Annotated in this window: 19 protein-coding genes; 5 read left to right on the plus strand and 14 right to left on the minus strand. The window is 66.2% G+C overall.

The genetic code is table 11. The features are described 5' to 3' along the window. Window positions 1–21 precede the first annotated feature (21 nt). The 5 genes from purB to ACZ5R1_RS09045 all read right to left on the minus strand — a co-directional run bounded on the left by purB (window position 22) and on the right by ACZ5R1_RS09045 (window position 6,021). Window positions 22–1,392: an adenylosuccinate lyase gene (gene purB, locus ACZ5R1_RS09025; RefSeq protein ID WP_007158881.1), complete on the minus strand. Its 1,371-nt coding sequence runs from the start codon at window positions 1,390–1,392 to the stop codon at window positions 22–24. Window positions 1,393–1,479: 87 nt separating this feature from the next. Next, window positions 1,480–2,100, minus strand: a complete 621-nt coding sequence (gene hflD / locus ACZ5R1_RS09030) for a high frequency lysogenization protein HflD (RefSeq protein ID WP_007158880.1) — start codon at window positions 2,098–2,100, stop codon at window positions 1,480–1,482. After that, window positions 2,097–3,179 (minus strand): tRNA 2-thiouridine(34) synthase MnmA, encoded by a 1,083-nt coding sequence (gene mnmA / locus ACZ5R1_RS09035; protein WP_464713274.1) that lies wholly within the window; start codon window positions 3,177–3,179, stop codon window positions 2,097–2,099. The genes hflD and mnmA overlap by 4 nt, the downstream gene beginning before the upstream one ends. Before the next feature lie 28 nt (window positions 3,180–3,207). After that, window positions 3,208–3,660: an NUDIX hydrolase gene (locus ACZ5R1_RS09040; protein ID WP_007158878.1), complete on the minus strand. Its 453-nt coding sequence runs from the start codon at window positions 3,658–3,660 to the stop codon at window positions 3,208–3,210. A gap of 129 nt (window positions 3,661–3,789) precedes the next feature. Beyond that, entirely contained in the window at window positions 3,790–6,021 is a 2,232-nt protein-coding gene (locus ACZ5R1_RS09045; protein ID WP_042133497.1) for an NADP-dependent isocitrate dehydrogenase, read from the minus strand. A 423-nt stretch (window positions 6,022–6,444) separates the two neighbouring features. Here ACZ5R1_RS09045 and ACZ5R1_RS09050 point away from each other — a divergent pair, with 423 nt between their 5' ends. Continuing rightward, complete coding sequence (locus tag ACZ5R1_RS09050; protein WP_007158876.1) at window positions 6,445–6,654, plus strand: hypothetical protein; 210 nt, start codon at window positions 6,445–6,447, stop codon at window positions 6,652–6,654. Between the two features lie 101 nt (window positions 6,655–6,755). On the opposite strand, the gene ACZ5R1_RS09055 is transcribed toward ACZ5R1_RS09050, so the two are convergent. The 4 genes from ACZ5R1_RS09055 to ACZ5R1_RS09070 form a co-directional block, all read right to left on the minus strand. Further along, window positions 6,756–6,938 (minus strand): hypothetical protein, encoded by a 183-nt coding sequence (locus ACZ5R1_RS09055; RefSeq protein WP_042133499.1) that lies wholly within the window; start codon window positions 6,936–6,938, stop codon window positions 6,756–6,758. 141 nt (window positions 6,939–7,079) lie between these two features. Continuing rightward, window positions 7,080–8,546 carry an inorganic phosphate transporter gene (locus ACZ5R1_RS09060; RefSeq protein ID WP_007158874.1) on the minus strand — a complete coding sequence of 489 codons (1,467 nt, stop codon included), beginning with the start codon at window positions 8,544–8,546 and terminating at the stop codon, window positions 7,080–7,082. A gap of 82 nt (window positions 8,547–8,628) precedes the next feature. After that, window positions 8,629–8,985, minus strand: coding sequence for a 6-carboxytetrahydropterin synthase QueD (gene queD / locus ACZ5R1_RS09065; RefSeq protein WP_074583066.1), 357 nt, complete (start codon window positions 8,983–8,985; stop codon window positions 8,629–8,631). Window positions 8,986–9,090: 105 nt separating this feature from the next. Further along, entirely contained in the window at window positions 9,091–9,348 is a 258-nt protein-coding gene (locus ACZ5R1_RS09070; RefSeq protein ID WP_007158872.1) for a hypothetical protein, read from the minus strand. A gap of 114 nt (window positions 9,349–9,462) precedes the next feature. On the opposite strand from ACZ5R1_RS09070, the gene ACZ5R1_RS09075 reads away from it, so the two are divergent. Then, window positions 9,463–10,080, plus strand: coding sequence for a hypothetical protein (locus tag ACZ5R1_RS09075; protein ID WP_464713053.1), 618 nt, complete (start codon window positions 9,463–9,465; stop codon window positions 10,078–10,080). Here ACZ5R1_RS09075 and ACZ5R1_RS09080 read toward each other — a convergent pair. The 3 genes from ACZ5R1_RS09080 to ACZ5R1_RS09090 all read right to left on the minus strand — a co-directional run bounded on the left by ACZ5R1_RS09080 (window position 10,035) and on the right by ACZ5R1_RS09090 (window position 13,509). Next, complete coding sequence (locus ACZ5R1_RS09080; protein ID WP_464713054.1) at window positions 10,035–11,906, minus strand: ABC transporter ATP-binding protein; 1,872 nt, start codon at window positions 11,904–11,906, stop codon at window positions 10,035–10,037. The two genes, ACZ5R1_RS09075 and ACZ5R1_RS09080, sit on opposite strands and share 46 nt — an antisense overlap. Window positions 11,907–12,001: 95 nt before the next feature. After that, window positions 12,002–12,556: a peptidylprolyl isomerase gene (locus tag ACZ5R1_RS09085; protein WP_027599788.1), complete on the minus strand. Its 555-nt coding sequence runs from the start codon at window positions 12,554–12,556 to the stop codon at window positions 12,002–12,004. Between the two features lie 62 nt (window positions 12,557–12,618). Further along, a complete protein-coding gene (locus tag ACZ5R1_RS09090) occupies window positions 12,619–13,509 on the minus strand; it encodes a LysR family transcriptional regulator (protein ID WP_007158868.1) in 891 nt (296 codons plus the stop codon). 172 nt (window positions 13,510–13,681) lie between these two features. Here ACZ5R1_RS09090 and ACZ5R1_RS09095 point away from each other — a divergent pair, with 172 nt between their 5' ends. The 3 genes from ACZ5R1_RS09095 to rarD all read left to right on the plus strand — a co-directional run bounded on the left by ACZ5R1_RS09095 (window position 13,682) and on the right by rarD (window position 16,103). Next, window positions 13,682–14,272: a DUF3060 domain-containing protein gene (locus tag ACZ5R1_RS09095; protein WP_007158867.1), complete on the plus strand. Its 591-nt coding sequence runs from the start codon at window positions 13,682–13,684 to the stop codon at window positions 14,270–14,272. Window positions 14,273–14,346: 74 nt separating this feature from the next. Continuing rightward, entirely contained in the window at window positions 14,347–15,198 is an 852-nt protein-coding gene (locus ACZ5R1_RS09100) for an EamA family transporter (RefSeq protein ID WP_464713055.1), read from the plus strand. Then, entirely contained in the window at window positions 15,195–16,103 is a 909-nt protein-coding gene (gene rarD / locus ACZ5R1_RS09105; RefSeq protein ID WP_169853635.1) for an EamA family transporter RarD, read from the plus strand. Before ACZ5R1_RS09100 ends, rarD begins: the two co-directional genes overlap by 4 nt. On the opposite strand, the gene ACZ5R1_RS09110 is transcribed toward rarD, so the two are convergent. Together ACZ5R1_RS09110 and alc are read right to left on the minus strand one after the other, a co-directional pair. Then, window positions 16,100–16,600: an ureidoglycolate lyase gene (locus ACZ5R1_RS09110; protein ID WP_007158864.1), complete on the minus strand. Its 501-nt coding sequence runs from the start codon at window positions 16,598–16,600 to the stop codon at window positions 16,100–16,102. The genes rarD and ACZ5R1_RS09110 overlap by 4 nt on opposite strands. Continuing rightward, on the minus strand, window positions 16,597–17,604 hold the full coding sequence (gene alc / locus ACZ5R1_RS09115; RefSeq protein WP_007158863.1) for an allantoicase: 1,008 nt from the start codon (window positions 17,602–17,604) through the stop codon (window positions 16,597–16,599). The genes ACZ5R1_RS09110 and alc overlap by 4 nt, the downstream gene beginning before the upstream one ends. Between the last annotated feature and the right edge of the window lie 23 nt (window positions 17,605–17,627).

Raw genomic sequence — 17,627 nt, forward strand, 5'->3', positions numbered from 1 at the left:
GGCGTGAAAAAGAAGGCAGCCTCAGACCCGACGGGCCTGCTCGGCCGCATTACCGATATAGCCGGCCGGGGTCAGCTGGCGCAGTTCGGCCTTGGCGGCTTCAGGGATTTCCAGGCCGTCGATGAAGTCCTGCAGGGCGCTGGCGCTGATGCCCTTGCCGCGGGTCAGCTCCTTGAGCTTCTCGTAGGGGTTGGCCACGCCATAGCGGCGCATCACGGTCTGCACCGGCTCGGCCAGGACTTCCCAACAGGCATCCAGGTCTTCGGCGATGCGCGCGGCGTTGAGTTCCAGCTTGCCGATGCCCTTGAGGGTGGCTTCGTAGGCGATCACGCCGTGGGCCAGGCCGGTGCCCAGGTTGCGCAGCACGGTGGAGTCGGTCAGGTCGCGCTGCCAGCGGGAGATCGGCAGCTTGCTGGCCAGGTGCTGGAGGATGGCGTTGGCGATGCCCAGGTTGCCTTCGGAGTTCTCGAAGTCGATGGGGTTGACCTTGTGCGGCATGGTCGAAGAGCCGATCTCGCCGGCCACGGTCTTCTGCTTGAAGTAGCCGAGGGAGATGTAGCCCCAGACGTCCCGGTCGAAGTCGATCAGGATGGTGTTGAAGCGGGCGATGGCGTCGAACAGCTCGGCGATGTAGTCGTGCGGCTCGATCTGGGTGGTGTAGGGATTCAGGGTCAGGCCGAGGTCGTCTTCGATGAAGGTGCGCGCATTGGCCTCCCAATCGACGTCCGGGTAGGCGGACAGGTGGGCGTTGTAGTTGCCCACCGCGCCGTTGATCTTGCCCAGCGGGCGGATGGCGGCGATCTGCTCGATCTGGCGCTCCAGGCGATAGACCACGTTGGCCAGTTCCTTGCCCAGGCTGGTGGGGGAGGCGGGCTGGCCGTGGGTGCGCGAGAGCATGGGCACGTCGGCGAAGCGATGGGCCAGCACGCGGATCTCGCCGGCGATCTGGCGCATCAGCGGCAGCAGCACCTGGTCACGGCCTTCGCGCAGCATCAGCGCGTGGGACAGGTTGTTGATGTCCTCGGAGGTGCAGGCGAAGTGGATGAATTCACTCACCGCGGCCAGTTCCGGCAGGCCGGCGACCTCTTCCTTGAGCAGGTACTCGATGGCCTTGACGTCGTGGTTGGTGGTGCGCTCGATGTCCTTGACCCGCTGCGCCTGCTCGACGCTGAACTCGGTGGCCAGCTTGTCCAGCAGGGCATTGGCCTCGGCGGAGAAGGGCGCGACCTCGGGAATGCCCGCGTGGGCGGCCAGGCGCTGCAGCCAGCGGACCTCGACCTGGGCGCGGAAACGGATCAGGCCGAATTCGCTGAAGATGGGGCGCAGGGCGGCGGTCTTGCCGGCGTAACGGCCGTCGATGGGCGATACGGCGGTGAGCGAGGAGAGCTGCATGGGCATTCTCTTGGTAGCGGGGGAGAAAGGGGCGGAATTCTACACGCAAAGACCGGGGCTTTAGTACCGCCGCCGGCCGGTCCGGGATCAGCCGTTGCGCAGGGGATAGAGGTTGTCGAGCAGCTTGCGGCGATTGAGCACCAGTTGCCAGCGGTGACCGCCGAGCTGGCGCCACAGGCGGGCCGAGCGAATGCCGGCCAGCAGCAGGGCACGCACTCGCGAGGCGGTGGCGGATTGCTGCAGGTAGCGCATCTCGCCGTGCACCTGGATGCGCTGCTTGAAGGTGCTCAGGGTGTCCTCGTAGAGACCCCCGCAGGCAGCGATGACGTTCTCGTGAGCGACCCCGAAGTGCTCGACCTGGGACTGGATCTGGGTGAGGCGCCGGCCGATGAGATCGAGCAGGTCGCCGCGCTTCTCCAGCTTGCGTTCCAGGGCGGTCATCGCCAGGGCGTAGCGCAGCGGCTCGCGCTGCAGGCTGTTGGGGTTGCGCTCCAGGGTGCTGGAAAGCGCGCCGAGGCCCTCGCGCAGAGGCGCGACCTGGCCGCCGTAGACCTCCAGGGTGCTGCCCGGATCGCGCACCAGCAGGCTGCCGAGCAGACAGGCGAGGGGTTCTTCCGCGACCTGGCCGGTGCGTGCCAGCTGGTCGACCAGCACGGCGGCCTGGAAGACGCCGCCCAGGGCGATGAGTTGTTCCTGGGTGCGATTCATGCGGCGGGCGCCTCGGCGCAGGCGGGTTGATAATGTTCGATCACGCCGCCGCCCAGGCAGACGTCGCCGTCGTAGAAGACCACCGACTGACCGGGGGTCACGGCGCGCTGGGGTTCGTCGAAGACTACCCGGTAGCCGGCGCCCTGGCGCTCGATCTGGCAGGGCTGGTCCTGCTGGCGATAGCGGACCTTGGCGGTGAGGCGGCGCGGTTGGGCGAGCTCCAGCTCATTGACCCAGAACATCTCGCTGACGGTCAGGGCCTCGGCGAACAGCCAGGGATGGGCGTTGCCCTGGCCGACGATCAGCACGTTGCGGGTCAGGTCCTTGCTCAGCACGTACCAGGGATCGTCACCGGCGTCCTTCATGCCGCCGATGCCCAGGCCCTGGCGCTGGCCGATGGTGTGGTACATGAGACCGTGGTGGCGGCCGATGACCTCGCCGGTGGTGGTCTCGATGTCGCCCGGCTGGGCCGGCAGGTACTGCTTGAGGAAGTCGCTGAAGCGACGCTCGCCGATGAAGCAGATGCCGGTCGAATCCTTCTTGCGCGCGGTGGCCAGGCCATGCAGCTCGGCGATGGCGCGGACCTCGGGCTTTTCCAGTTCGCCCACCGGGAAGAGGGTGCGCGCCAGCTGCTCGCCGCCCACGGCGTGGAGGAAATAGCTCTGGTCCTTGTTGGCGTCCAGCCCCTTGAGCAGCAGGGTCCGGCCGTCGACGTCGCGACGGCGCACATAGTGGCCGGTGGCGATCAGGTCGGCGCCCAGGGCCAGGGCATAGTCGAGGAAGGCCTTGAACTTGATCTCGCGGTTGCAGAGGATGTCCGGATTCGGCGTCCGGCCTGCCTTGTATTCGGCGAGGAAGTGCTCGAAGACGTGATCCCAGTACTCGGCGGCGAAGTTGGCCGTGTGCAGCTTGATGCCGATGCGGTCGCAGACCGCCTGGGCATCGGCGAGGTCTTCCTTGGCCGTGCAGTACTCGGTGCCGTCATCCTCGTCCCAGTTCTTCATGAACAGGCCCTCGACCTGATAGCCCTGCTCCTTGAGCAAGAGGGCCGAGACCGAGGAATCCACTCCGCCGGACATGCCGACGATGACGCGGGTGCCGTTCACTTCAAAAACCTCTCATATCTACGATCATCGACAGGGGATAGCGGTGCCCGTCCAGGTACTTCTCGATGGCGTCCAGGACTAGGGGGCTGCGCAGCCGGGCCTGCTCGGCGCGGATCTCGTCGAGGGTCAGCCACACCGCGCGGGTGATGTCGGCGTCCAGGGCGCGCTCCGGCTGGTGGGCCAGGGGGCGGGCATGGAAGGCCGTGCGATAGTAGGTGACGCCATTGGCCGGGGCGACATAGAGGCCGATGCCGATCACGCCCAGGATCTCCACCTGCCAGGCGGTTTCTTCCAGGGTTTCGCGCCGCGCCGCCTCGATCAGGCTCTCGCCCGGCTCCAGGTGCCCGGCCGGCTGGTTGAGCACCAGGCGACCCTGCTTCTCTTCTTCCACCAGCAGGAAGCGACCGGCGTCTTCCACCACGGTGGCCACGGTGACGTGGGCGTGCCAATCCATCTCGGACTCCACTATCGGTAATCGCGCAGTATACGCCTTAAGCTTTGCGTGCCCCAAATGCAACGAACCCCGGCCGGGGCCGGGGTTCGCTGTGATCAGCCATTCAGGCTGCGGGCGCAGCCCTCAGGTTCAGCCCTTCAGCTGTTCCAGGGCGGCATTGAGCGTGGCGCTCGGACGCATGGCCTGGCGGGTCTTGGCCTGGTCGGGGTGGTAGTAGCCACCGATGTCCACGGCCTGGCCCTGGACGCCATTCAGCTCGGCGACCACCTTGGCTTCGTCGGCGGTCAGCGACTTGGCTACGGGCTCGAACTGGGCCTTGAGCTGGGCATCTTCGCTCTGCTCGGCCAGGGCCTGGATCCAGTACAACGCCAGGTAGAAGTGGCTGCCGCGGTTGTCCAGTTCACCGGCCTTGCGCGACGGCGACTTGTTGCTGTCGAGGAACTTGCCGTTGGCCTGGTCCAGGGTCTTGGCCAGGATCTTGGCCTTGGCGTTGCCGGTGGTCTCGCCCAGGTGGTTCAGGGATTCGGCCAGGGCCAGGAACTCGCCCAGGGAATCCCAGCGCAGGTGGTTTTCCTGCACGAACTGCTGGACGTGCTTGGGCGCGGAGCCGCCGGCACCGGTCTCGAACAGGCCGCCGCCGTTCATCAGCGGGACGATGGACAGCATCTTGGCGCTGGTGCCCAGTTCCATGATGGGGAAGAGGTCGGTCAGGTAGTCGCGCAGGACGTTACCGGTCACCGAGATGGTGTCCTCGCCTTTGCGGATGCGCTCCAGGGACACGCGGGTGGCTTCCTCGGGCGCCAGGACACGGATGTCCAGACCGTTGGTGTCGTGGTCCTTGAGGTAGCGCTCGACCTTGGCGATGACCTGGGCGTCGTGGGCGCGATTCTGGTCCAGCCAGAAGATGGCCGGGGTGCTGCTGGCACGAGCGCGGTTGACGGCCAGTTTGACCCAGTCCTGGATCGGCGCGTCCTTGGTCTGGCACATGCGCCAGATGTCACCGGCCTCGACCGGGTGCTCGAAGACCACCTTGCCCTGGTCGTCGGTCACGCGCACGGTGCCGTCGGTGGGGATCTGGAAGGTCTTGTCGTGGGAGCCGTATTCCTCGGCCTTCTGCGCCATCAGGCCTACGTTGGGCACGCTGCCCATGGTGCTGGGATTGAAGGCGCCGTGCTGCTTGCAGTCCTCGATCACCACCTGGTAGACGCCGGCATAGCAGCGGTCGGGGATGATGGCCTTGGTGTCCTGCAGGTTGCCTTCGGCATTCCACATCTTGCCGGAGTCACGGATCATGGCCGGCATGGAGGCGTCGACGATGACGTCGCTCGGCACGTGCAGGTTGGTGATGCCCTTGTCGGAGTTGACCATGGCCAGCGCCGGACGCTGGGCGTACTGGGCGTCGAAATCGGCCTTGATGGCGGCCTGGGTGGCTTCCGGCAGGCTGGACAGGCGGGCGTAGAGGTCGCCGATGCCGTTGTTGCGATCGAAGCCGGCTTCTTTCAGGGCGGCTTCGTGCTTGGCCAGGACGTCCTTGTAGAACTCGCCGACGATGATGCCGAACATGATGGGGTCGGAGACCTTCATCATGGTGGCCTTCAGGTGCACGGAGAACAGCACGCCCTGGGCCTTGGCGTCTTCGATCTGGGCGGCGATGAAGCTCTGCAGGGCCTTGCGGCTCATGGTCGAGGCGTCGACGATCTCGCCGGCCTTGACCGCGGTCTTCTCTTTCAGGACCTTGCTGCTGCCGTCCTTGCCGATCAGTTCGATCTTCAGGCTGCCGGCGTTCTCGATGGTGGCCGAGCGCTCGCTGCCATAGAAGTCATGGGCGTCCATGTGGGCGACGTGGGACTTGGAGTCGGCGCTCCAGGCACCCATGCGATGGGGGTGCTTGCGGGCGTAGTTCTTGACCGACAGCGGCGCGCGGCGGTCGGAGTTGCCTTCGCGCAGGACCGGGTTCACGGCGCTGCCCTTGACCTTGTCGTAACGCGCCTTGACGTCCTTTTCCTTGTCGTCCTTGGGCTCGTCCGGATAGTCCGGCAGGGCGTAGCCCTGACCCTGCAGTTCCTTGATCGCCGCCTTGAGCTGCGGGACCGAGGCGCTGATGTTGGGCAGCTTGATGATGTTGGCTTCGGGAGTGGTGGCCAGTTCGCCGAGTTCGGCGAGGTGGTCGGAGATGCGCTGCTCTTCCTTCAGGTACTCGGGGAAGAGGGCGATGATGCGGCCGGCAAGGGAGATGTCACGGGTTTCGAGGGCGACGCCGGAGGAGGCGGTGATGGCCTCGACGATGGGTAGCAGCGAATAGGTCGCCAGGGCGGGCGCTTCGTCGGTCAGGGTGTAGATGATCTTCGACGTGGTGGACATGTCTTGCTTTAACTCCTCTTTATCACAGCTGTGGCGCGAAGCCGGGCGAGCGAGGATCGACCCTTGAGTCGATAGACGCCCCAAGAAGGCGTTATCGGGCCGCGCGACAGGCGCGGCGGCGATGGACGTGCGATGCGACAAAGCGTCGCTGCGGAAATTGCGGGATCGGCCGATACAGCCAGCGGAACCGGCAGGGCCTGCAGCGACCCGTCAGTCGGCGGAGTATATCAGCGCGGCGCCTGGCGTGCATTCGTACTGCCGCGGCCTGGCTGTGGGCAGATGTTGCGGCTGTGACGGGTCTGGTAGAAGCGCACAGCCGCATCGAGCAACCAGGTCAAGAGGCTTGACCATTCGACGGCTGGCGCTGCACGGCAGTTGCTTAAGGGACTAAACTATTGCCCCTCTTAATCTGATGAGGTCGTTATGAAAACCAAGGACAATGCGTCCAAGAGTCGTTCCTGGGCTATCGTCGGGCTGGAAACGCTCGTGATCGTCGCCCTGTCGCTGTACGTCGCCTTCGGCGCCGGGCTGTTCATCAAGCACCACTGCTGGGACACCCTGACCCCGCAGCAGCAAGACCAGATCCTCGAGCAGATGAGCCGCAGTGCTCAGGAAAATACCCTGCTCACCTGATTCGCCTTCGCTCGAATCCCTTCTTTTCAAACAATAAGAATCCTTCTTTTTTCTCCCGCGCACTCCCTGGGTGTCGAGGTGGCCTCGTCACGTCCGCTTTTCTAGCAGACCAGGTGTTTGGCTGGACTCACGGGGGCGGTGGGGGTTGCCTTGGGCAGCACGCTGGGCGAGGAGGTCGCCACGGGTCTGGCGCGACGTGCCAGGCGCAGCATGGCCCAGAGTATGGCCAGCGCCAGGGCCAGCCAGCCCAGAATCAGAAGAAGGATGTAGGTCGCAGGAGTCATTGACGTTCACCGTACGGCTGTCTCGGAAAGGTGTCTCTGCTGGGACACATTTCACTAGACTCGTCAATAGCTATCCTGTTCAGGCTTTCCCGACGAGGGGTCCGACCGGGCGCCGCCGATGCGGCGCCTGGTCGGCGCGGATCACAGGAACAGGTGCGCCAGCCAGAACAGGCCGGCGGAGAGGGCCATGGAGGCCGGCAGCGTCAGGACCCAGGCCATCAGGATGTTGCGCACCGTGCTGCCCTGCAGGCCGCTGCGATTGGCGACCATGGTGCCGGCCACGCCCGAGGACAGCACGTGGGTGGTGGAGACGGGCAGGGCGAAGACGTTGGCCATGCCGATGGCGGCCACGGCCGTCACCTGGGCGCTGACGCCCTGGGCATAGGTCATGCCCTGGCGCCCGATCTTCTCGCCGACGGTCAGCACCACCCGGCGCCAGCCGACCATGGTGCCGATGCCCAGGGCCAGGGCGACCGCGATGATGACCCAGAAGGGCGCGTATTCGGTGGTGCTGGTGAGATCCTTGCGCAGACGACTGAGGTCGTCGCGATCGCGCGCGGTCAACACCGGCAGCTTGCTCACCTTCTTGGCGGTGTCGTCCAGGCACAGCAGGTAGCGGCGCACCTGCTGGCGATGGTCGTCGCTCATGGCGCGGTAGTCGGTGATGCCTTCCAGATCGGCCAGCAGTGCCTGCAGGGTCGGCACGGTCATGTGCGGGGCGCAGCGGAATTCCTGGGGCAGGTCGCGATTGCCGGGCACTTCGGCGAGGAAGTCCTTGAGGTTGTCGCCCTGGCGCTCGTAAAACTGACCCAGGTGGATGGCGGCGTCGCGGGTGCGCTCGATCTGGTAGGTGGTGCTGTCCAGGTCCAGTACGAACTTGGCCGGAACGATGCCGATCAGCACCAGCATGATCAGGCCGATGCCTTTCTGGCCGTCGTTGGAGCCGTGCACGAAGCTCATGCCCATGGCCGAGAGGACCAGCATCAGACGATTCCAGAACGGCGGGTGCTTCTTGGCGTCCACTTCGCGGCGCTGTTCCGGGGTCTTGTGCATCTTCGACAGCGGCCGCCAGCGCTTGAGGGCGAGCAGCAGCAGGCCGGCGACGGCGAAGCCGGCCAGCGGCGAGAAGATCAGCGACAGGCCGATGTCAATCGCCTTCTGCCAGTTCACCCCTTCGCTCATCGGGATGCCGGTGAGCAGGGCGTTGGTCACGCCGACGCCGAGAATGGAGCCGATCAGGGTGTGGGAACTGGAGGCGGGGATGCCGAAGTACCAGGTGCCCAGGTTCCAGGTGATGGCCGCGGCGAGCAGGGAAAACACCATGGCCAGACCGTGGCCGGTGTTGACGTTGATCAGCAGCTCCACCGGCAGCAGGTGGACGATGGCGTAGGCGACGCCGACGCCGCCGAGCAGCACACCGAGGAAATTGAAGATGCCGGAGAAGAACACCGCGAGGTGCGGCGGCATGGCCTTGGTGTAGATCACCGTGGCGACGGCGTTGGCGGTGTCGTGGAAGCCGTTGATGAATTCAAAGGCCAGCACAAAGGCCAGGGCCAAGACGAGGCTGATGGCGACCCAGGCGTGGAGTCCGCTGAAAAGTTCGAACATGGGGATACGTCGACAGTTGGCAGGCGCGAATTATGGCAGAAAAATGACTGCCGCCATCGCCACCTTGAATGGGAGGGGCGAATTAGTCGCCGCGGTAGATGCAGCCGCAGGTGCAGGTCTCATGGACGCGGACCTGGCTGAGCTCGGGCAGCTGGGGCTTGAGTTGTTGCCAGATCCAGCGGGCGAGCACCTCGCTGGTGGGGTTCTCGAGGCCCGGGATGTCGTTCAGATAGTGATGGTCGAGACGCTCGTACAGGGGTTTGAAGACGGCCTTGATGTCGGCGAAATCCCGGACCCAGCCGGTATGGGGATCGACCGCGCCTTCGATGTGCAGGCCTACCTTGAAGGAATGCCCATGGAGACGGCCGCACTTGTGACCTGCCGGAACATTGGGCAGGAAGTGCGCGGCTTCGAAAATGAATTCTTTGAAAATTTCCACGATAACCACTCGCGTTGGGCCACGGGGTGTGGCGGCTGCGGGGCGGCAGTCTATCAGCTCGACAGCGCCTTGCCGAACCTCCCGCTGCCCGGCAGCGGCCAGCGGCTAGCCCGGCATCGACCAGGGTTCCAGCAGATGGCCGTCGTGTGCCAGTTCCAGGCGGGTCCGTTCGATCAGCGCGGCGAGGTGGCCGGCATGGCTGTACTGGCTGCGGGCGACGTGGGCGACCGAGGCCAGGACCTGGCTGCCGTCCGTCACCGCGAAGGAAAAGCTGGCGTCGCTGGGGTCTTCACGGACCTCGCCGTGCAGCGGCAGAAAGGCCTTTTCGACGATGTGGACGGCGCGGGCGAGATCTATGGTCATGGACGGATTCCTCTGCAGATCGCCTTCTATAGAGGACCGGGTGGCGGAGAAATTCTGATTTGCCAACGCCTGCGGGCTTAGGCAGTCTCCCGGTCTTTGTCTGGACGTTTCCCCATGCGCAACAGCAATCCTCGTACCTTCTGGGCTCTGGTCGGCCTGGCCGCGGTCTTCGGTCTCGCCGGCCTGATCGGCAATCGGGTGGGCTGGGAGCGACTGGAGATCGGCTATCGGACGGTGCCGTCGCCCAGTGGCCTGGACATCGGCGTGGCGGGGCAGGTCATCACCGGTATGCCGTCGCTGTGCATAGCCCTGGCGCTGGTCACCATAGTGACGGCGCTGATCATCCGCGGTGGGCGTCGCTTTCGTTCGCGGCTGCCCCTGCCGGTGACGGCGGCCATTCTCTGGGTGCTGCTGGCGGGTCTGCTGGTGCTCTTCTATCCCAGTACCCTGGCGTTCCAGTGGGAGAACCATCGCAGCGCGGCGGACATCGACTTCTATGTGCTGCAGGAGCGCCAGGGTCCGTTCCAGGGCACGGTGCAGAAAAGCCAGCGCCTGACCTACTACCGCGACTGCGGTGCCACCGGGCAGACAGCCTGCCCGGTGTTCGAGTGCGTGGTGGAAAGACGCAGCTGGCTGGGTGGTCTGCAGAAGATCGAAGGCTTCTACCCAGGGCTGGACCAGGAGCGTCAGTTGGAGCTGCTGCGCACCCGCTGCCTGCCCGGCACGCCGTGACCGACGAAACCGCCGGTCTGGTGGCGCCATAGGCGTGCATAGAGACCGTTGTAGGCGATCAGCTCGTCGTGGGAACCCATCTCGACGATCTGGCCGCGCTCCATGACCACCAGGCGGTCCATGCGCGAGATGGTCGACAGCCGGTGGGCGATGGCGATCACCGTCTTGCCTTCCATCAGGGTCTCCAGACTCTCCTGAATGGCCGCTTCCACCTCGGAGTCGAGGGCGGAGGTGGCTTCGTCGAGCAGCAGGATGGGCGCGTCCTTGAGCAGGGTGCGGGCGATGGCGATGCGCTGACGCTGGCCGCCGGAGAGCTTGACGCCGCGCTCACCCACCTGAGCGTCCAGGCCGGTACGGCCATGGGCATCGGTGATGCGGGCGATGAAGTCGTCGGCCTTGGCCTTGCGCAGGGCCGCGTGCAGCTCCTCGTCGGTGGCCTCGGGGCGGCCGTAGAGCAGGTTCTCGCGAATCGAACGGTGCAGTAGCGAGGTGTCCTGGGTGACCACGCCGATCTGGCATCTCAGGCTTTCCTGGGTGACGTGGGCGATGTCCTGGCCATCGACCAGGATGCGACCGCGTTCCAGGTCATAGAGGCGCAGCAGGACGTTGATCAGGGTGGACTTGCCGGCGCCCGAGGGGCCGACCAGGCCGATCTTCTCGCCCGGGGCCACGTCGAGTGTCAGGCCTTCGATGATGCCGGCGCCCTTGCCGTAGTGGAAATGGATGTCCTCGAACAGCACGGCGCCACGGCTCACCTGCAGGGGCTTGGCGTCCGGGGCATCGCCGACCTGGCGCGGCTTGGCGATGGTGCTCATGCCGTCCTGCACCATGCCGATATTCTCGAAGATGCCGTTGACCACCCACATGATCCAGCCGGACATGCTGTTGATGCGGATCACCAGGCCGGTGGCCAGGGCGATGGCACCCACGGAGATGACGCCCTGGTGCCAGAGCCAGAGGGCGAGGCCGGTGGTGCCGGCGATGAGGAAGCCACTGAGGATGGCGATGGTCACGCCCATGGCGGTGATCAGGCGCGCGGCGCTCTCGGCCTTTTCGGTCTGCTCTTCCATGGCCTGGCGGGCGTATTGCTCCTCCTGGGCGGAGTGGGAGAACAGCTTGAGGGTGGAGATGTTGGTGTAGCCGTCGACGATGCGTCCGGAGAGCTGCGAGCGGGCTTCGGAGGCGATGGCCGAGCGCTCCTTGGTCTGGGGCACGAAATACCAGAGGGCGATGACGTAGCCGATGATCCAGAGGACCAGGGGCACCATCAGCCAGACGTCGGCCTGGGCGAACAGGATCAGCGAGGTGACGGCAAAGATCAGCACGTGCCAGATGGCGTCCACCGCCTGCACCGCCGAATCGCGCAGGGAGACACCGGTCTGCATGATGCGGTTGGAGATGCGCCCGGCGAAGTCGCTGTGGAAGAAACCCAGGCTCTGCTTGAGCACATAGCGATGGTTCTGCCAGCGGATCAGGGTGGTGAGGCTGGGGGTGATGGTCTGGTGCACCAGCAGGTCATGCAGGCTGATGAACAGCGGCCGGATGACCAGGGTGACCACCGCCATCCAGATCAGGGTGCCGCCGTGCTCCTGGAAGAACACCGTGCTGTTGGGCGCGCTGCCGGCCAGGTCGACGATCTGGCCGATGAAGTTGAACAGGGCGACCTCGATCAGGGCGCCGATCAGACCGACCGCCAACAGCAGGGCGAAGGCCGGCCAGGCTTGCTTGAGGAAGTGCAGATAGAAGGCGCCGACGCCAGTGGGCGGCATTTCATCGGGGGCTTCCCGAAATGCATCGATGAGGCGTTCGAAGCGGCGAAAGATCATGCGGGGTCCTTGTGAGGAGGAGACGGCGTCTCGCACTGGGGCCTCGCCTGGTTGACCGGACGACCGCCAGCGGATCGTCCGGCAGGACGGGTCGGCTACAGCCGTTTGGCAGCGAGAATCATGACCGGTTCACGGGGAATGTCGCGCAGCATGCCCTGGCGGGTGGTCTGGACCCCGGCGATCTGGTCGACGACTTCCATGCCACGCACGACCTTGCCGAACACCGCATAGCCGAAGTCGCGCGAGCCGTGGTCGAGGAAGGCATTGTTCTCGACGTTGATGAAGAATTGACTGGTGGCGGAATTGACGTCCGAGGTCCGCGCCATGGCCAGGGTGCCACGCAGATTCTTCAGGCCGTTGTCGGCTTCGTTCTTGATCGGCGCCTTGGTGCGCTTTTCCTGCATGTCGCGGGTGTAGCCGCCACCCTGGATCATGAAGCCCGGGATGACCCGGTGGAACAGGGTGCCCTTGTAGAAGCCGCTGTCGACGTAGCCGAGGAAGTTCTCGGTGCTGACCGGTGCCTTGGCCGCGTCCAGCTCGACCTCGATGTCACCCTTGTTGGTGCTGATGAGCACGTGCGGATTGTCCGCGGCCCAGGTGGAGGAGGCGACGAACAGCGCGCAGGCGGCAAGCAGGGCTTTGAACATGATGGATCCTTGAGTGGCAGAGACGACTGGCGAACGATAGCAACCCGGCCGGCACCCCGCCACGGTCAGCGTGGCAGGGCATGCTTGCGCAGCAGGTTCATGAGGATCTGCGAGGCCGGGCCCAGCTCGTGCTGGCGGGTCTTGTAGAGCTGGAAGGGATGGAAGCGCTGGGCGCCCTGTTCCAGGGGCAGCGGCTTGAGCAGACCGGCCTCGAGATCGGTCTGAATGGCGTCCCGGGGCAGCCAGGCGAAGCCCAGGCCATCCCGCAGGAAGGTCGCCGCGGTGCTGATGCTGCCCACCGTCCAGCGCTGCTCGGCGGCCAGCCAGCCGGCATCCCGCGGCTGGGCGCGGCCGCTGTCGCGGATCACGATCTGCAGCTGTTCTTCCAGATCGGCGGTCACCAGGGTGCGCTGCAGCTGGTGCAGGGGATGCTCGGGATGGGCGACGGCGACGAATTCCACGGTGCCGAGGGAGGCCCCCAGGTGCGCGGCGATCACCAGCCCGGTGATCGCCAGGTCCGCCGAGCCGTCGAGCAGGGCCTCTTCCACGCCGGACAGAACCTCTTCGCGCAGCCGTACCCGGCAGCCACGACTCTGCGGCATGAACTCGCGCAGGCACAGCAGCAGGGGGCGGGTGGGGTAGGCGGCGTCCACCACCAGCCGCACCTCGGATTCCCAGCCCTGTTCCATGTGGTAGGCCAGTTCCTCCAGCTGGCTGGCCTGCTGTACCAGGCGGCGCGAGCGGCGCAGGAGCACGGCGCCGGCATCGGTCAGCACGGCGCGGCGTCCCTCCAGGCGCAACAGCGGCACGCCGAGCTGCTCCTGCATGCGCGCGACGGTATAGCTGACCGACGACTGGGAGCGATGCAGCACCTCGGCGGCCTGGGCGTAGCCGCCGTGATCCACCACCGCCTGCAGGGTCCGCCACTGATCGAGGGAAACGCGAGGAGTCTTCATCAAGCGCTCTGGGCTCACGAAAGGGCGCATGTTAGTGCCTAGCCTGGCAATGGCAAAACGCGGCGTCCATCACGGCATGAAAAAATGTCGGCTGGCGGGTCAAATGTTCCGCCGGCGCCAGCCTCCAAGCCTGCCGATGAGTTTCCCACTCTAGGCAGGACAAGGAGTCTCCATGTCGTCATTCAAGGCGTTGCTGGGTTGCTGTCTGGTCATCGCGCCGCTGCTGGTCCAGGCCGAGGAATCTCGCGCGGCGGCCGCCGATCCCATCGATATCGAAGGCATGAACATCAGCCGGACCCTCGACTGCGAGGGGCGCGACGTGTCCCTGTCCGGCGAGGGCAATACCCTGACCCTGAAAGGCCAGTGCGGTGAGGTGTCGGTCTATGGCAGCCATCATCGCCTGGTGCTCGACAGCGCCCGGGCGCTGACCATCCATGGCCTGGGCAGCGTGACCACGGTCAGGGGCGCGGTGGCCAGCCTGAGCATCGGCGGCGGCTATCAGCAGGTGCAGGCCAATGTGCGCGGCAGCGATGGCCTGGCCAAGGTCGATGCCTACGGCTACGGCGCCAAGGCGCGCCTGACCCTGCTCAGCCAGGCCGACATCGCCGTGGGCGGTTCCAGTCAGCAGGTCTACTGGTCCCGCGCGGCCGGGGTGGCCGAGCCCAAGACGCTGGTCTCGGGTGCCGACAACGTGCTGCAGGCCAACCAGTCGGTGGCGGGCCTCACCGGCGGCGAACCCTCGGGCCTGAACGCCACCCGCTAGGCCGTGAAGGGCCGGGGGTTTCCCTCGGGCGGCGGGCACGTTAAGGTCGCGCACCTTTTTCGTGCGTCGCCGTCATGCCTTATCTCCTGCTCGTCACCCTCATCTGGGCGTTTTCCTTCAGCCTGATCGGCGAATACCTCGCCGGTCGGGTCGACAGCGATTTCGCCGTGCTGGTCCGCGTGGCCATCGCCTTCGTGCTGTTCCTGCCTTTCACCCGCTGGCGCGGGGTGCCGGGACGCTTCGCCCTGGGGCTGATGGCGGCGGGCGCGCTGCAATTCGGCATCACCTATCTGTGCCTGTATCGCAGCTTCGCGGTGCTGACAGTGCCCGAGGTGCTGCTGTTCACCGTGCTCACGCCCATCTACGTGACCCTGCTAGACGACGCCTGGCAGCGGCACTTGCGAATCTGGTCGCTGCTCGCCGCCGTGGTGGCGGTGGGCGGCGCCGCCCTGATCCGCTTCCAACCGCTGACCGGTGACTACCTGCTGGGTTTTCTCCTGCTGCAGGTGGCCAACCTGACCTTTGCCGCCGGCCAGGTGCTGTGTAAGCACCTGGGGCATGCCTATGCCGGACAGGGCGCCCTGCATCGCCATTTCGGGCTGTTCTTTCTCGGCGCCCTGCTGGTGGCGGCGCTGTCCTTTCTGCTGTTCGGCAATCTGGCACGGTTGCCCGGCACCCTGTTGCAGTGGGGCGTGCTGGTGTGGATGGGCGTCTTCGCCACGGCGCTCGGCCTCTACTGGTGGACCCTGGGCTCGCTGCGGGTCAACGGCGGCACCCTGGCGATCATGAACGAAGCCCATGTGCCGGCGGGCCTGCTGGTCAGCCTGCTGATCTGGCAGCACCCGGCCGATCTGCCTAGGCTGTTGCTGGGCGGTGGGATCATCCTGCTGTCGCTATTCATCAATCGTCTGGGGCGTCAGTCATGAACGTGCTGTCCGGCAAGGGCCTGGGCCTTTCGGTGCTGTCGTCGGTGCTGTTCGCGCTGATGCCGGTGTACTTCGCCTGGCTGGCGCCGCTGGACGGCCTGCAGGTGGTGGCCCTGCGAGTGGTCTGGTCGCTGCCCATGGTGCTCCTGCTGGTGGTGCTGCTGCGGGAGGGCAGGGCCCTGTGGGCCACGCTCAAGCGACTGGTGCGCGAGCCCCGGCTGTGCCTGGCGATCCCGGCGGCGGCGCTGCTGATGGGCATCCAGTGGTGGGTGTTCGTCTGGGCGACCATGAACGGCGAGGCCATGGCCATGTCGCTGGGCTACTTCCTCTTGCCCCTGGCCATCGTGCTGACCGGCCGGCTGGTCTATGGCGAGCGCCTGCGACCGCTGCAGCGGCTGGCGGTCGGCTGCGCGCTGCTGGGGGTGGTCAACGAGGTCTGGGTGACCGGAGCGCTGTCCTGGGTCAGCCTGCTGCCGGTGGTGGGCTATCCGCCGTATTTCGTCCTGCGCCGCTGGATGGCGGTGGACGCCCTGTCCGGGTTCGTTCTGGAGATGGTCTGCCTGCTGCCCTTCGCGCTGCTCGCCCTGCACTGGTTCTCGCCCGGCGTCATCCTGCAGCAGTCGCCCTGGCTCTGGGCGCTCCTGCCAGGCCTGGGCCTGCTCAGTGCCATCGCCTTCGCCGCCATGCTGGCGTCGAGTCGCATGCTGCCGCTGAGTCTGTTCGGCATCCTCAGCTATGTGGAGCCCGCGCTACTGGTGTTCGTCGCCCTCTATGTGCTCGGCGAGCAGCTGCCGGAGGGCGCGATCTGGACCTATGGCCCCATCTGGCTGGCGGTGGCCTGGGTCTGCCTGGACAGTGCGCGCCTGCTGCGCAAGCAGCTCAGGCGCGCACCAGTGGCGCCCTAGAGCGCCAGGGTCGGGCACTCTGCGGCCGCGAAAAAGAACTCGTCGCAGTTGGGCAGACTGCCGGCGCGATCGACGATGAGGAATTCATCCTCGTCGCGCAGGGCCAGCACAGGGTGGTGCCAGACGCCGGCATGGTAGTTGATGCCCTGGCGGCCATCGGTGCGGAAGACGCGGATGGCGCCGGCATCCGGGACCGCCGCCGGCGGCGCCACCACCACCAGGAAAGGTTCGCCGCGCAGCGGCACGAAGGCCTGGCTGCCGTGGGGATGGCGTTCGAGCATGGCGATGGTCAGCGGATAGTCCAGCCGCCGGGCGCGAAAGATGCTGATGATCGCCGCGCCGTCCGCCGGCCCCGTCTCGACCCGTGCCAGGGCGTGGTATCTCTGGGTCGAGCCGTTGTTGATGGGATACCAGTCCCGGTCCGCCGTCTCTATGACCTCGCCGAAGGGCGCGAAGCCCTCGGCGGTCAGCGGCTCGATGCGCAGTGGCCGGCTCATGCCTGGCCCCGCGCCACCTTGCCGAACAGTCGCAGTCGGCTGACGCCGCCGTCCGGGAAGATGTTCAGGCGCACGTGGGTGATGGGGCCGAGGTCGCGCACCTGCTCGCGGAAGCTGTGCTCCTGGTGCATCTGCAGCTTTTGCGGCGGCAGCAGCTCCTTCCAGAAGAGACTCTGGGTCTCGATCTGACCGTCGGTGCCGCCACGCACATAGGCGCCCTGGATCTGGCAGCTGTCCGGGTAGTTGCCCTTGAAGTGCAGGGTGTCCACCAGGATTTCCTCGACGATGCCGGCGTGGCCCAGGGCGACGATGACCCAGTCGTTGCCGGGGGTGCGGCGGCGGGCGGTTTCCCAGCCGTCGGCCATGCTGGCGGCGCGGCCCGGATTGAGGATGTTGCTCATGCGGCCATAGTGCTCGTCATTGCAGGCCAGGGCGCGACCGCCGTTGAGGGCGGCGGCCAGATCCAGCACTTCGTCGTCGGCCTGGGCCGACCAGTCGCGGTGGGGAATGCCATAGACCCGCAGGCGCGCCACGCCGCCATCGGGATAGATGTTCAGGCGCAGGTGCGTCCAGGGGCGATCGTCGGCGATGGCATGGTAGTGATGGCTGTTGCCCTGCATCTCGATGGCCGGCAGCACCTCGGTCCAGGCGGCATCGGCGGCCGGGTCGCCCTCGGCGCAGAAGCAGGCTTCCAGGGAGGCCGAGGGCGGGTAGTTGCCGGTGAACCAGCGGGTGTCGATGTCGACGCCCTTGATCGAGCCGGGCACGCCCAGGCGGATGACCGCATGGTCGTAGCCTTCGAAGCGCTTGCGCCGCGACTCCCAGCCGTCCATCCACTTGCCGTTGTCGTCGTAGACGCCTTCCTTCCACTCCGGCTCGTGGGGCTGGAGCATGCGGTCGGCGGCGGCGAACCAGTCGTCGGTGACGCTGATGACACGGGTGCCGAGGCGGGCATCGGCGAGGTTGAGGTACTTCTCGAAGGGCGCAGCGTAGGTGCGTTTCATGGGGTGCTCTTGTCGGGGGAGGG

It is taken from the genome of Pseudomonas sp. Pso3, from assembly GCF_055393275.1.

What these genes read in the sequence shown, in the direction of transcription:
- purB (WP_007158881.1), bottom strand. Translation starts at nt 1,392, where the DNA reads ATGCAGCTCTCCTCGCTCACCGCCGTATCGCCCATCGACGGCCGTTAC.
- hflD (WP_007158880.1), bottom strand. Translation starts at nt 2,100, where the DNA reads ATGAATCGCACCCAGGAACAACTCATCGCCCTGGGCGGCGTCTTCCAG.
- mnmA (WP_464713274.1), bottom strand. Translation starts at nt 3,179, where the DNA reads ATGTCCGGCGGAGTGGATTCCTCGGTCTCGGCCCTCTTGCTCAAGGAG.
- ACZ5R1_RS09040 (WP_007158878.1), bottom strand. Translation starts at nt 3,660, where the DNA reads ATGGATTGGCACGCCCACGTCACCGTGGCCACCGTGGTGGAAGACGCC.
- ACZ5R1_RS09045 (WP_042133497.1), bottom strand. Translation starts at nt 6,021, where the DNA reads ATGTCCACCACGTCGAAGATCATCTACACCCTGACCGACGAAGCGCCC.
- ACZ5R1_RS09050 (WP_007158876.1), top strand. Translation starts at nt 6,445, where the DNA reads ATGAAAACCAAGGACAATGCGTCCAAGAGTCGTTCCTGGGCTATCGTC.
- ACZ5R1_RS09055 (WP_042133499.1), bottom strand. Translation starts at nt 6,938, where the DNA reads ATGACTCCTGCGACCTACATCCTTCTTCTGATTCTGGGCTGGCTGGCC.
- ACZ5R1_RS09060 (WP_007158874.1), bottom strand. Translation starts at nt 8,546, where the DNA reads ATGTTCGAACTTTTCAGCGGACTCCACGCCTGGGTCGCCATCAGCCTC.
- ACZ5R1_RS09070 (WP_007158872.1), bottom strand. Translation starts at nt 9,348, where the DNA reads ATGACCATAGATCTCGCCCGCGCCGTCCACATCGTCGAAAAGGCCTTT.
- ACZ5R1_RS09075 (WP_464713053.1), top strand. Translation starts at nt 9,463, where the DNA reads ATGCGCAACAGCAATCCTCGTACCTTCTGGGCTCTGGTCGGCCTGGCC.
- ACZ5R1_RS09080 (WP_464713054.1), bottom strand. Translation starts at nt 11,906, where the DNA reads ATGATCTTTCGCCGCTTCGAACGCCTCATCGATGCATTTCGGGAAGCC.
- ACZ5R1_RS09090 (WP_007158868.1), bottom strand. Translation starts at nt 13,509, where the DNA reads ATGAAGACTCCTCGCGTTTCCCTCGATCAGTGGCGGACCCTGCAGGCG.
- ACZ5R1_RS09095 (WP_007158867.1), top strand. Translation starts at nt 13,682, where the DNA reads ATGTCGTCATTCAAGGCGTTGCTGGGTTGCTGTCTGGTCATCGCGCCG.
- ACZ5R1_RS09100 (WP_464713055.1), top strand. Translation starts at nt 14,347, where the DNA reads ATGCCTTATCTCCTGCTCGTCACCCTCATCTGGGCGTTTTCCTTCAGC.
- rarD (WP_169853635.1), top strand. Translation starts at nt 15,195, where the DNA reads ATGAACGTGCTGTCCGGCAAGGGCCTGGGCCTTTCGGTGCTGTCGTCG.
- ACZ5R1_RS09110 (WP_007158864.1), bottom strand. Translation starts at nt 16,600, where the DNA reads ATGAGCCGGCCACTGCGCATCGAGCCGCTGACCGCCGAGGGCTTCGCG.
- alc (WP_007158863.1), bottom strand. Translation starts at nt 17,604, where the DNA reads ATGAAACGCACCTACGCTGCGCCCTTCGAGAAGTACCTCAACCTCGCC.